Origin of the sequence: Streptomyces sp. NPDC089799 (assembly GCF_040684755.1) — a bacterium.
In the GTDB taxonomy this organism is placed as follows: Bacteria; Actinomycetota; Actinomycetes; order Streptomycetales; family Streptomycetaceae; genus Streptomyces.
The window spans coordinates 85,543-97,386 of the sequence record NZ_JBFBGR010000016.1 but is presented as its reverse complement, the minus strand read 5'-3'; the positions used below and the strand labels follow the sequence as shown (position 1 = coordinate 97,386).

The 11,844-nt window shown below is 73.8% G+C and carries 10 protein-coding genes; 3 read left to right on the top strand and 7 right to left on the bottom strand.

Annotated elements, in window-relative coordinates:
- Positions 1 to 19: 19 nt before the first annotated feature.
- Positions 20 to 466, bottom strand: coding sequence for an Lrp/AsnC family transcriptional regulator (locus AB0O36_RS19425; protein WP_365111645.1), 447 nt, complete (start codon positions 464 to 466; stop codon positions 20 to 22).
- A 94-nt stretch (positions 467 to 560) separates the two neighbouring features.
- Between AB0O36_RS19425 and AB0O36_RS19420 the strand changes: the two genes are divergently transcribed.
- Complete coding sequence (locus tag AB0O36_RS19420) at positions 561 to 1,091, top strand: rhodanese-like domain-containing protein (protein ID WP_365111642.1); 531 nt, start codon at positions 561 to 563, stop codon at positions 1,089 to 1,091.
- 175 nt (positions 1,092 to 1,266) lie between these two features.
- Here the strand turns inward: AB0O36_RS19420 and AB0O36_RS19415 are convergent, their stop codons facing one another.
- The 3 genes from AB0O36_RS19415 to AB0O36_RS19405 all read right to left on the bottom strand — a co-directional run bounded on the left by AB0O36_RS19415 (position 1,267) and on the right by AB0O36_RS19405 (position 6,402).
- Complete coding sequence (locus tag AB0O36_RS19415; RefSeq protein ID WP_365111639.1) at positions 1,267 to 3,012, bottom strand: DUF885 domain-containing protein; 1,746 nt, start codon at positions 3,010 to 3,012, stop codon at positions 1,267 to 1,269.
- A gap of 69 nt (positions 3,013 to 3,081) precedes the next feature.
- On the bottom strand, positions 3,082 to 4,563 hold the full coding sequence (locus tag AB0O36_RS19410; protein ID WP_365111637.1) for a GNAT family N-acetyltransferase: 1,482 nt from the start codon (positions 4,561 to 4,563) through the stop codon (positions 3,082 to 3,084).
- A 150-nt stretch (positions 4,564 to 4,713) separates the two neighbouring features.
- Positions 4,714 to 6,402, bottom strand: a complete 1,689-nt coding sequence (locus AB0O36_RS19405) for an alkaline phosphatase D family protein (RefSeq protein ID WP_365111634.1) — start codon at positions 6,400 to 6,402, stop codon at positions 4,714 to 4,716.
- A 373-nt stretch (positions 6,403 to 6,775) separates the two neighbouring features.
- Here AB0O36_RS19405 and AB0O36_RS19400 point away from each other — a divergent pair, with 373 nt between their 5' ends.
- The gene (locus AB0O36_RS19400) at positions 6,776 to 7,543 is read left to right on the top strand and encodes a GntR family transcriptional regulator (protein WP_365111632.1); all 768 of its coding nucleotides are present in this window, start codon (positions 6,776 to 6,778) and stop codon (positions 7,541 to 7,543) included.
- A gap of 133 nt (positions 7,544 to 7,676) precedes the next feature.
- Here the strand turns inward: AB0O36_RS19400 and AB0O36_RS19395 are convergent, their stop codons facing one another.
- From AB0O36_RS19395 to AB0O36_RS19385, 3 genes are all read right to left on the bottom strand, one after another.
- Positions 7,677 to 8,834, bottom strand: a complete 1,158-nt coding sequence (locus AB0O36_RS19395; RefSeq protein WP_365111629.1) for an ROK family transcriptional regulator — start codon at positions 8,832 to 8,834, stop codon at positions 7,677 to 7,679.
- A 95-nt stretch (positions 8,835 to 8,929) separates the two neighbouring features.
- Entirely contained in the window at positions 8,930 to 9,580 is a 651-nt protein-coding gene (locus tag AB0O36_RS19390) for a response regulator transcription factor (protein WP_365111626.1), read from the bottom strand.
- 4 nt (positions 9,581 to 9,584) lie between these two features.
- Positions 9,585 to 10,790 (bottom strand): histidine kinase, encoded by a 1,206-nt coding sequence (locus AB0O36_RS19385; protein WP_365111623.1) that lies wholly within the window; start codon positions 10,788 to 10,790, stop codon positions 9,585 to 9,587.
- Between the two features lie 108 nt (positions 10,791 to 10,898).
- Between AB0O36_RS19385 and AB0O36_RS19380 the strand changes: the two genes are divergently transcribed.
- Complete coding sequence (locus AB0O36_RS19380; RefSeq protein ID WP_365111620.1) at positions 10,899 to 11,822, top strand: ATP-binding cassette domain-containing protein; 924 nt, start codon at positions 10,899 to 10,901, stop codon at positions 11,820 to 11,822.
- The last annotated feature ends 22 nt before the right edge of the window (positions 11,823 to 11,844 follow it).

The window sequence follows — 11,844 nt, the reverse complement described above, 5'->3', positions numbered from 1 at the left end:
TCTCACGGGCCGGGCCGGCTCACGGGCTGAGCGGCCGCCGGGGGAGGGGCGAGGAGTAGACGATGCTCGTGGTGACCGGGCCGAGACCGGCGATCCGGCCGGTGATCTCCTCCAGGTGCCCCATCGAGCGGGCGGCGACCTTCAGCACGAAGCAGTCGTCACCGGTCACGTGGTGCGCCTCAAGGATCTCGGTGGTGGTGCCGAGCAGGTCGTGGAACGGCTTGTAGTTGCCGTGCGGATAGCGGAGCCGGACCAGGGCCAGGATGGACTTGCCGAGCTTCTCCGGGTCGACGACGGCGGTGTAGCCGGTGATCACCCCGGCCTCCTCCAGCCGGCGGACCCGCTCGGTGACGGCGCTCGCGGACATCGAGACGGTGCGGGCGAGCTCGGCGAAGCCGGCCCGGCCGTTCTCCTGAAGGGCTTCGAGGATGCGCCAGTCCATGGCGTCCGGGGAATAACCTGTCATGTCCGCCATGCTGCCGGGCAATCCCCGGTCCAACAAGCGATACGCCGGGGAAAGTCGCTTCCCCGAGTCGATCACCGACCGTAGATTTCTGGTCATGACCACGACTGAGGCTGTGAACACCACGCCGGGCTCCGCGCCCGCCGCCCCCGCCAACCCCGTGCTGCGCGTGCCGCCGGCCTCACCGGCCGCAGCAGCCGCGTACTTCGCCGCCAGCCTCGCCTTCCACGCGGACGTGTCCGATGTCGCCGCCGCCTTCACGGCGCACCGCGAGCAGGGCGCCGAGCTCGGCTTCCAGCTGATCGACTCGCGCTCCACCGCCTCCTGGGACCAGGCCCACGTGCCCGGCGCGATCCACCTGCCCACCGCCCTCATCCCGGAGCAGGCCGAGCGGCTGCTGGACAAGAGAGTGCCGGTGGTGACGTACTGCTGGGGCCCCGGCTGCAACGGCGGCACCCGCTCCGCACTGGCGCTGGCCGAACTCGGTTTCCAGGTCAAGGAGATGCTCGGCGGCATCGAGTACTGGATCCGCGAGGGCTTCGAGGTCGAGACCTGGCAGGGCACGGACCGGCGCGCCGAGGCCGACCCGCTGACCGCGCCGGTGGACTCCGACGACTGCGGCTGCTGACCCGGCGCAGCGGCGTACGCGACCGGGCGTACGCGTCACCGGTGTACGTGCACCGGGCGTACGCGCACCGGCGTACGCATCCCGGCGCGCGGACGGGCCGCCCGCCCCGCGGGGCGGCGGGCGGCCCGTCCGGCGTACGCGTCGTGCGCCATACGCCGTGCGCCGTCCCGAGCGGTCAGAGCCGGGACAGCTCGTCCACCAGGTCGTCCAGGCCCAGCGAACCCTGCGACAGCGCGGCCATGTGCCAGGCCTTCAGGTCGAATGAGTCCCCGTGCGCGGCCCGCGCGTTGTCGCGGCCCAGCAACCAGGCCCGCTCGCCCAGCTTGTACCCGATGGCCTGGCCCGGCATGGACAGGTAGCGGATCAGCTCGCTCGCGACGAAGTCCGCGGGCCGCCCGCTGTGCAGCCCGAAGAACTCCTCCGCGAGCTCCGGGGTCCAGCGCTCGCCCGGGTGGTACGGGGAGTCGGCCGGGATCTCCAGACCCAGGTGCATGCCGATGTCCACGATCACCCGGCAGGCCCGCATCATCTGGCAGTCCAGGTAGCCGAGCCGCTGCTCGGCGTCCTTGAGGTAGCCGAGCTCGTCCATCAGCCGCTCCGCGTACAGAGCCCAGCCCTCGGCGTTGGCGCTCACGATCCCGACCGTCGCCTGGTAGCGGGAGAGCCGGTCGGCCACGTGGGTCCACTGCGCGAGCTGCAGGTGGTGGCCCGGAACGCCCTCGTGGTACCAGGTCGACACCAGGTCGTAGACCGGGAACCGGGTCTGGCCCATGGTCGGCAGCCAGGTCCGGCCCGGCCGGGAGAAGTCCTCCGACGGAGAGGTGTAGTACGGGGCCGCGGCGCCTCCGGGCGGGGCGATCCTGGACTCCACCTTCCGGACCCGCTCGGCGAGTTCGAAGTGCGTGCCGTCGAGGTTCTCGATGGCCTCGTCCATGATCCCCTGCAGCCACGCCCGGACCTCGTCGACGCCCTCGATGTGGGTGCCGTGCTCGTCCAGGTGCTTCAGCGCCTCCCACGGGGTGGCCCCGGGCAGGATCTTCGCGGCCTCGGTCTTCATCTCGCCGAGCAGCCGGTGGTATTCGGACCAGCCGTACGCGTACGCCTCGTCCAGGTCCAGGTCCGTGCCGTTGAAGTAGCGCGACCAGCGGGCGTACCGCTCCCGGCCCACGGTGTCGGGCTGTCCGGCGACCGCGGGCGCGTACACGTCGCGCATCCAGTCGCGCAGCCCGGCCAGGGCGGCGGTGGCGCCGGCGGCGGCCGCGTCGAGCTCGTCCCGCCGGGTCTCCGGGCCGTTCGCCACGAAGGCGGTGAAGAAGCCGGATCCGTCGCCGTCCTTGCCGTCCTTGCCGTCCTTGCCGTCCTCGCCGTGTGCGCCGGCCTCGCCCGCCCAGCCGGTCAGCTGCTCGATGAAGGTGGCGGTGGGGCGCGGGCCGCCGTACAGGCCCTTGGACAGCCCCAGTTCGAGGCAGGCGCGGTATCCGGCCAGGGCGTCCGGCACGGCCCGCAGGCGCTCCGCGACGGCGTCCCAGTCCTCGTCGCTGTCCGTGGGGGTCAGCGTGAACGCCTCCCGCAGCGAGTGGGCGGGGGAGTGGATGTTGCTGACCGCGCGCAGGTCCTCGTCGGCGTCGTGCACCGCGAGTTCGGCCGTCAGGCGCTCGCGCAGGAGCCGGGCGCAGCGCCGCTCGGCTTCGCCGTCGGCGTCCGGCAGACGCTCGGCGGCGTCCAGCCGGGCCAGCGTGGTGCGGGCCAGGTCGGCGAGCGCCGCACGGCCGGCCGGGGAGAAGTCGGGCAGCCGGCGGGCGCTGGCGGGGTCGCCCAGGTACGTGCCGGTGATCGGGTCGAGGACGATCAGGGCGTCGACGTAGGCGTCGGCGACCTGGCGGGGCAGCTGGTGGTCCTGCTGAGCGGTGGTGTCTGACATGCGGACATCTTCGTACGGAGGCACCGCCTCCGTCACTACCGTCCCGGCCCGGCCGCCTGACACCACCTGTCAGTGTTCCCCGCGCCGGGAGAACCAGTCCGGGACGCCTCCCGGGAGGGCACCCGGGACGGCACCGGGGACCGCGCGCGGGATGTCGTACGCGAGCCCGGACCGGGCGGCGACGGCGTCGAGCCGGGCGGTGATCACCAGGGTGCCCTCCTCGACCTGGTAGTCCAGGGGCAGCGAGAGGCCGCGCATGGCCGCCACCATCCCGGTGTTCGAGGACTGGGTGACGGCGTACACGCTGTCGCACCCGGCTTCCACGGCCATCGCGGCGAGCCGGCCCAGCAGTTCGGAGCCGATGCCGCGGCGCTGCCAGTCGTCCTCGATGAGCAGGGCGACCTCGGTCTCGTCGCCGTCCCAGAGCAGGTGACCGAGGGCGACCAGCCGGCCGGAGGCCGTGGTGGCGGCGAGGGTGCGGCCGAAGCGGGGGCTGAGCAGGTGGCTCAGATAGCGGTCGGCGTCGGCGACCGGGCCGTGGTAGCGCAGCCCGAGGGTGCGCTCGGAGCAGCGCCCGTGCATGGCCACGGCCGCCTCCAGGTCGGCGGGGCCGGCCCGGCGCACGGTGATCTCGTTGCCCTCGGGCAGCGTCAGCACGTCCCGGCCGTGCGGTACGCGCGGGCCGAGGCGGGCGTCGAGCTCGACCAGGGCGCGGGCGCGGGCGAACTCGGTCGGGGTGAAGGGCAGGTAGGGGCGTTCCACGGTGATGGCGCCCCCGGCGGGGTCGCGCAGCCGCATCACGGTGGCCTCCAGGACCCCCTCGACGGGGGCGTCGGCGGCGGCGTTCGGGCGGCCGGAGAGGGTGGTGGCGGGAATCGACTGAATGGTGCAGCGACCGAGCAGGTGGCGCAGCGCGAGGGGGAGTTCGGCGGCGTCGAGGGCGGTGCGGGTGGCCAGGCCGAGCACCCGGGTGGGGGTGTCGACCAGGTCGTGGGCGTCCGCCCGCTCGATCCAGGTGCCGTTGCCGCCGGCCGCGGCGACCGCCCGGGTGATCCCGGACGGCGGCAGCTCCCGAGGGGCGCGCAGCAGGAACTCGTCCACGGTGCCGCCCTCGGCGAGCGGGTGGGTCTGGAGGGCCAGGATGTCGACTCGGTGCGTGGCCAGGGCGGTGCACAGCGCGGCCAGGCTGCCAGGCTCGTCCCGCACGGTCGTCCGCATCCGCCACAGACCGGTGGCGGCGACGGGGCCGGCCGTGGGGACGCCGGTATCGGAGGGCGGGGCCGGCGCGCCCGGTGTGGTCGCGGCGGTCGGCGGTGGCGGCGGTGCGTGGCTGTGCCGGCGCGCCCACCAGGTGTGGAAGGCGGCCGTGACCAGCAGGGCGACGGCGGAGGCGATCAGGAGGAAGGGACCCTCGGGGCCGTGCACGACGAGGTTGGCGAGGGCGTCGGCCACCGCGACGGCGCAGAACAGGGCGGCCAGTTCGACGACGTCGCGGCGCCAGTGGTGCGCCCGGCGGTGCGCGTGAGGGGTGTGCGTGAGGTGATCAGTCATGCCCACCACTGTGGCGAAGCGGTGTTGCGTGATCACGAATGATGTGTGACCGCGCGGTTAAGGATCCCAATGGTCGATTTCGACCCCTTTTCGCGAGGGGACCAGAGGGACGATCCGCTCACCGCCCGTCCGGATCACCCGTCGTCCCCCTCACTGGCCGACGCGACCCGGCTGGAGGGTCCGTGAGAAGAGCACGCCCACGCCCTCGCCGCGCAGCCGCACGGTGAGCTCCCCGCTGTCGCCGTCGATGTCCACCTCTCCGTAGTACGGCGGGTTCTCCGCCGGGGAAAGGTTGGCGAACGGGGCCGACCGTACGAACTCCCGGCGCGGGCCGAAGGTGCCGTCGAGCGGGCCGTGCGGGAAGCCGCCGGCGCCCACCGGGCCGGAGACGAACTCCCAGAACGGCGCGAAGTCGGAGAAGGCGGCCCGCTCCGGCGCGTAGTGGTTGGCGGCGGTGTAGTGGACGTCGGCGGTCAGCCACACCGTCCCGGTGATCCGCCGGTGCTTGACGAACCGCAGCAGGTCGGCGATCTGCAGCTCACGGCCGAGCGGGGCGCCCGGGTCGCCCTGGGCCACCGCCTCGTAGTCGGTGGCGCCGTCGGGGACCACGATGCCCAGCGGCATGTCGGCGGCGATGACCTTCCAGGTGGCCCGGGAGCGGGCCAGCTCGCGCTTGAGCCAGGCCAGTTGCTCCGCGCCGAGGATGCCGACCGCGTCATCGGTCTGCCGGTTCGGCGAGTTGGCGTTGCGGTACGTGCGCATGTCGAGCACGAACACGTCGAGCAGCGGGCCGTGCTGGACCAGGCGGTACATCCGGCCCTCGGTCCGGCCGGGGCCCCCGGCGTACCCGCGGGCGCCCGGGTAGCCGGAGTGGCCGGTGCGTCCGGAGCGGCCGAGGTCGGTGACGGGGAAGTACTCCCCGAAGGCCTGCAGCGCGCGGCCGGCCAGCACGTCCGCCTCCTTGACCGTGTAGCGCGGGTCGTCCAGCAGCTGGCCCGGGTACCAGTTGTTGCGCACCTCGTGGTCGTCCCACTGGGCGACCACCGGGACCTGGGCGTTGAAGGCCCGCAGGTTGTGGTCGAGGAGGTTGTAGCGGAAGTTCCCCCGGAACTCGGCGAGGGTCTCGGCGACCTTCGACTTCTCCTCGGTGGTGACGTTCCGCCACAGGGTGCCGTCGCGCAGCGGGACCTCCGGCCGGATCGGGCCGTCGGCGTAGATCGTGTCCCCGCTGAACAGGAAGAAGTCCGGGGAGAGCCGCCGCATCTCCTCGAAGACGCGGTGGCCGCCCCGGTCGGGGTTGATGCCCCAGCCCTGGCCGGCCAGATCGCCGGACCACAGGAAGCGCACTCCGGAGCGGCGGGTGACGGGGGTGGTGCGGAAGGTGCCGTGGACGGGTTCGCCCGCGCGGCGCGGATCGTCGGGGTCGGTCAGCAGCACCCGGTAGTGGACCTGCCGGCCGGGCGGCAGGCCGTGCAGGCCGGTGATGCCGGTGAAGTCGGTGGCCGGGCCGAGGAAGGGGCCCGGGTGCAGGCGCACGCCGTAGCGGAAGGACTCGCTCGGGGAGGTCTCCACGGACATCCGGGCGGGCCGGTCGGACCGGGTCCAGACCACCGCCGAGAACGGGGTGATCTCGCCGGACTGGACGCCCCAGGGCGCGCCCGGGCGGCCCGAGCGGCTGAACGCGGGCGCGCCCGGAGCGGGCCCGGGAACGGAGGCCGCGGCGGCCGCGGCCGCCGCCGTGGACCCGGACGAGGCGCGTGCCACGGGCGCGCCGGGGAGGGCGAGCACGGCGGACGCGGCGAGGGAGCCGCGGAACAGGGACCGGCGGGTGTGCGGCATCGTTGCGCCTCCAGGGGCGGGGGTGGCCGGGCGGGCCGTACGGGCGGGGTCGGGCCAGTGTGCCGCCGCACTTCCGCCCGGCCGCGTCAAGGACACGAACCGCCGGTGAACAGCGGACGGCGCCGTCTGCACCGTGCCGTCCGCCGTGTCAAGTCCCGTGGCATCCGCGAACATCCCGTGAACGGCTTGATACGTATGCCCGATCTGCCCGGTCCAGGCGTGAGGATTGGTCTTGACCAAGGTGGTGCGTCGCCCTATGGTCACAGGGATAGTGCAGGAACCTTTAATAAACAAAGGCGCGAAACCACGGCATCGAGCTGCCGCTGGAACAACGGCGATTGCAGCGCATGCGGCGAACGCAGGAGGAGTCAGGGTGGGGACGACGCAGCTCGACACGGTGCCGGAGCCGAAGTACTGGCACCTCAAGACCGTGCTCAGCGAGGCGCTCGATCAGGACTTCGCGGTGGGCGAGGTCCTGCCGAACGAGCGCGAGCTCGCCGCCCGCTTCGGTGTCGCCCGTGCCACCCTCCGGCAGGCCCTGGAGCAGCTGGAGCTGGAAGGCCGGCTGCAGCGCCGCCGGGGTGTCGGCACCACCGTCGCCCCGCCCCGGGTCGGCGTGGACGTCGGCACCGCCCGCCAGAACTGGCCCGGAGAGACCGCCGACGGCTGGCAGCTGGTGACCGCCACCGAGGACGAGCCCGGCCCGGCCGTGGCCAGGCTCCTCGGCGCGTCCGCCGACCTGCCCGTGCACACCGTGCGCCGTACCCGGATCACCCACGGCCAGGCCGTCGCCGCGGAACTGCTCTACGTGCCCGCCGCCTCCGTGCCCGGCCTCTCCGCCATCGACGCGCCGTCCGGCCCGGCCCGTGCCCGCGCCGTGCTCCGGGAGCTCCAGCGCCTCGAACTGGAGGGCCAGGACCGGTCGGTGGAGCTCGGCTCGGCCCGCGCCGACGACGCCAGGGAACTGGACCGGCTGCCCGGCGCCCCCGTGCTCGTCGTGACCACCCGCTACATCGCCTCCGGCGGCACGGCCGCCGTGTCGGTGGCCACGTACCGCGCCGACACCTGCCGGCTGACCTTCGGGGACTCCGGCGACATGGAGATCAGCCACGACACGGAAGCCGAGCGCGTCGCCTCCTGAGGCCGCCGGTACCCCCGGCGCGGCCGGCCGATGAGCGCTGCCGCCGATGACTGCCGGTGCGGCCCGCCGGCGCGGCCGGTCAGCCGCGGCGGGCGGGTCAGCGGCGGCGGGCGGGTCAGCGGCGGCGGGCGGGTCAGCGGCGGCGGGCGGTCACCGACTTCTCCACTGCGAACAGCTCCTCCTCGGCCTGGTCGAGGGCCAGCCGCAGCGCACCGGTCGCCACCGCCGCCTCACCCAGCATCGACAGCGCCACCCGCGGCGGCCGCAGGCAGTACCGGGCGAGCTCCCGGCGCAGCGGCTCCAGTACGTCGTCCAGCCCGGCCGCCCAGCCGCCGACCACCACCAGCTCCGGATCCATCGCGAGGACCAGCGCGGCCACGTCGTGCACCAGCCGCTGCACGAACCGCTCCAGCGCCGCCACCGCCCGTTCGTCGCCGCGCCGGGCGCTGGTGAACACCTCCGCGACGGCCTGCTCGTCCAGCGGGTGCAGCGGCTCCCCGGTGGTGGACAGCAGCTTCTCCGGCGACACCTCGCGCCCCAGCAGGTGCAGGGCGCCGATCTCCCCGGCCGCCCCGCCGAACCCCCGGTGCAGCCGGCCGCCGATCAGCGAACCGGCTCCCGGACTCAGCCCCGCCATCACGAACACCATGTCGTCGGTGTCCCGCGCGGAGCCCTTCCAGTGCTCACCGACCGCCGCCGCGTTCGCGTCGTTCTCCACCTGCACCGGGCACCGGAACGAGCGCCGCAGCCGGTCCCCGAGCGGCAGCCCGGTCCATCCCGGCAGCGCCGTGCCCAGCCGTACCGTGCCGTCCGCCTCCACGATGCCGGGGCTCGCGACCCCCACCGCGCGCAGTGAGTCCCGCGGCACCCCGGCCCGGCGCAGCAGGTCGGCGACCGTCGCCCGGACCTTCTCCAGCCGCTCGTCGGCGGAAGCGGTCTCGGAGACCTCCTTGGTGCCCGCCCCGATCACCCGTCCGTCCAGCCCGGACAGCAGGGCGGCGATGCGGTGCGAACCGATCTCGATGCCCAGCAGGTGACCGGCCTCCGCCCGGAACCGGAACCGGCGGGCCGGCCGGCCCTGCCGGCGCGCGCCCTCCTCGACGGCGGCCTCGACGACCAGCCCGGTGCCCATGAGACCCTCCACGACCCCTTCCACCGTCGGCCGGGACAAACCGGTCAGCCGTGTCAGGTCCGTGAGGGTGGGCGATCCGGCCGCGCGCAGCGCGCGCAGCACCACGGCGGAGTTGATCCGTCTGAGCAGAGAGGGATCCCCGCCGGTCAGCTGCCCCAACGTGTGTCCTCCCAGCTAGCGCGCCTGTCAGCCGGATCGTACTGCGCCCCCGGTGGGACGGCGAGAACGAGGGGGGTTACCCGCGGACGCCCACGTCAGGCCGGAGAGACGAACCCCGACTCGTACGCCGTGATCACCGCCTGCGTCCGGTCCCGCGCGCCCAGCTTCCCCAGCACCGCACTCACATGGGACTTCACCGTTTCCGTACCGACGAACATCTCGCCCGCGATCTCCGCGTTGGTCAGCCCCCGCGCCATCAGCCGCAGCACCGCCTCCTCGCGCTCGGTCAGCGCCGCGCGCTCCAGCCTGGTCCGCGCCTTGCTGTTCCCGTACTCCGAGGCCATCGACCGGACCGCCGCCGGGAACAGCAGCGAATCCCCCTCCGCGACCAGCCGCACCGCGTGCACGATCTCCGCCGGCCGGGCGCGCTTCAGCAGGAAGCCGTCCGCGCCGGCCCGCAGCGCCCGGTACACGTACTCGTCGTTCTCGAAGGTGGTCACCACCAGGATCTTCGGCGGCGCGTCGACGTTCCTCAGGACCGCCTTGGTCGCCTCGATCCCGTCCAGCAGCGGCATCCGCACGTCCATGGCCACCACGTCCGGCCGCAGCTGCCGCACCAGCGGGATCACGGCCGCACCGTCGGCGGCCTCACCCACCACCTCGATGTCGGGCTGGGCGTCGAGCACGGCGCGCAGACCCGCGCGCACCAGGGGTTCGTCGTCGACGAGGAGTACGGTGACCGGCATCCCCTCAGCGTATGTGCTCCAGCGGAAGCCGCGCGCGCACCCTCCAACCCCCCTGGTGCGGACCGGAGTCCGCGGATCCGCCCAGCAGCGCGGCCCGTTCCCGCATCCCGCGCAGTCCGCTCCCGCTGCCTCCGCCGGCTCCGTGGCCGACGCCACCCGCGCCGGCCGCCTCCTGACCGGCCGGCAGCGGATTCGTCACCTCCAGCTCCAGACGGTCCCCGGTCACCGCCACCCGCACCCGGACCGGGACCGGCCCGCAGTGCCGCAACACGTTCGTGAGCGCCTCCTGCAGGATCCGGTACGCCTCCCGGGTGACCGGACCGGGCAACGACTCCAGCGGACCGGTCAGTTCGGCGTCCACCCGGGACCCGGAGGCCCGCGTCGACTCCAGCAGCCGGTCCGCGTCGGCCAGCGTCGGGCGCTGCGAGGGCCGGGGCCCGGAATCCCGCAGCACCGCCAGGACCCGCTCCAGGTCCTCCAGGGCGGCGCGGCCGGTCTCCTCGATGGCGCACAGCGCCCGTTCGGTGAACTCCGGATCGCCCGCCGCCCGCGCGGCCCCCGCCTGGACCACGGCCACCGTCAGTGCGTGGCCGATCGTGTCGTGCAGCTCGCGCGCGATCCTGGTGCGTTCCAGCAGCTGTTCCGTCCGCGCCTCCAGGACCGACAGCCGCTCCGCGGCCGAAGGCCCCAGCAGCCGGGTCGCGGTGGCCGTGACGAGCTCGCCCAGCAGGAACACGATCACCAGCAGCACGACCAGCGGTACGGGCACCAGCACGGCCGCCAGCCAGGGCGGCGGCACCACCGGCAGCGCCATGTCCCCACCGACCGGATGGCCGAAGGCCACCGAGACCAGCTCGACGGTGAACGCGGGCAGCCAGACCGTGGGGAACATGGCCGTGAACGCCAGCACCAGCCGTATCTCCAGCCAGAGCACGGTCCGCCAGCGGTCGCCCCAGCGCTTCGAGGCCACCGTGGAGATGCGGCTCTCCTCCGATCCGCGTTCGCCGGGGGTGAGCAGGAACTGCGCCTGCAGCCCCTCCGCGGTCCGCATCCAGGGGACCAGACCGAACGGGGCGATGATCAGGGCCGGCACCCAGGGGGCATCGGACTCGATGAACATCCACAGGGCCACCAGCAGCACGGGCACGCACAGGTGCAACCAGCGCGAATACGTGAGCGGTTGGAGGGGGGCTCTGATCAGTCGGTACATGCCGACATCGTGACATCCGCACGATCACCGCCGTCTCCCCCGCACGGGGGAGACGATCCCCCCGCACGGGGGAGGAACGGGGGTGGGTCCGGCAGCGAAGCTCGATCCATGAACGCAGCGACGCACACCATCGAGATCCGCCGGCTGACCAAGGAGTACGGCGCCACCCGGGCCGTCGACCACCTCTCCTTCGACGTGCTGCCCGGCCGGGTCACCGGCTTCCTCGGCCCCAACGGCGCCGGCAAGTCCACCACCCTGCGACTGCTGCTCGGACTGGACCGGGCCACTTCGGGCACCGCCACCATCGGCGGCCGCCGCTTCACCGACCTCGCCCGTCCGCTCCACCACGTCGGCGCCCTGCTGGACGCCCAGGCCGCACACGGCGGGCGCACCGGCCGCGACCACCTGCTCGCCCTGGCCGTGGGCAACGGCCTCCCGGCGCGCCGGGTGGAGGAGGTGATGGAGCAGGCCGGCATCGCCCCGGCGGGCCGCAAGCGCATCAAGACCTACTCGCTGGGCATGCGCCAGCGACTGGGCATCGCCGCCGCCCTGCTCGGCGACCCCGGGGTGCTGCTGCTGGACGAGCCCACCAACGGCCTCGACCCGGAGGGCATCATCTGGATCCGCGAGCTGATGCGCGGCCTCGCCCGGGAGGGGCGCACGGTCCTGGTGTCCAGCCACCTGATGTCGGAGACCGCCTCCTTCGTCGACCACCTGGTCGTCCTCGGCCGGGGCCGGCTGCTCGCGGACACCCCGATGAAGGACTTCATCGACGAGCGGAGCACCGCGCGGGTCCGGCTCCGCACCTCCGACCCGGTGCGCCTGCGCGCCGCCCTCGCCCGGGACGGCCTCGAACCGACCGAGGCCGGAGACGGCCGCTGGACCGTCGACGGGATACGGGCCGAGCAGATCGGCGCGCTCGCCGCCCGCGAGGGCATCCCCGTGCTCGAACTGTCCGACGAGCGGGCCTCGCTGGAACAGGCCTACCTCGACCTCACCGCCGACCACGGCGAGTTCGCCGCCACCCGCTGACCATGACCGAAGGAATGCGTGC

What these genes read in the sequence shown, in the direction of transcription:
- AB0O36_RS19425 (WP_365111645.1), bottom strand. Translation starts at nt 466, where the DNA reads ATGACAGGTTATTCCCCGGACGCCATGGACTGGCGCATCCTCGAAGCC.
- AB0O36_RS19420 (WP_365111642.1), top strand. Translation starts at nt 561, where the DNA reads ATGACCACGACTGAGGCTGTGAACACCACGCCGGGCTCCGCGCCCGCC.
- AB0O36_RS19415 (WP_365111639.1), bottom strand. Translation starts at nt 3,012, where the DNA reads ATGTCAGACACCACCGCTCAGCAGGACCACCAGCTGCCCCGCCAGGTC.
- AB0O36_RS19410 (WP_365111637.1), bottom strand. Translation starts at nt 4,563, where the DNA reads ATGACTGATCACCTCACGCACACCCCTCACGCGCACCGCCGGGCGCAC.
- AB0O36_RS19405 (WP_365111634.1), bottom strand. Translation starts at nt 6,402, where the DNA reads ATGCCGCACACCCGCCGGTCCCTGTTCCGCGGCTCCCTCGCCGCGTCC.
- AB0O36_RS19390 (WP_365111626.1), bottom strand. Translation starts at nt 9,580, where the DNA reads ATGCCGGTCACCGTACTCCTCGTCGACGACGAACCCCTGGTGCGCGCG.
- AB0O36_RS19385 (WP_365111623.1), bottom strand. Translation starts at nt 10,790, where the DNA reads ATGTACCGACTGATCAGAGCCCCCCTCCAACCGCTCACGTATTCGCGC.
- AB0O36_RS19380 (WP_365111620.1), top strand. Translation starts at nt 10,899, where the DNA reads ATGAACGCAGCGACGCACACCATCGAGATCCGCCGGCTGACCAAGGAG.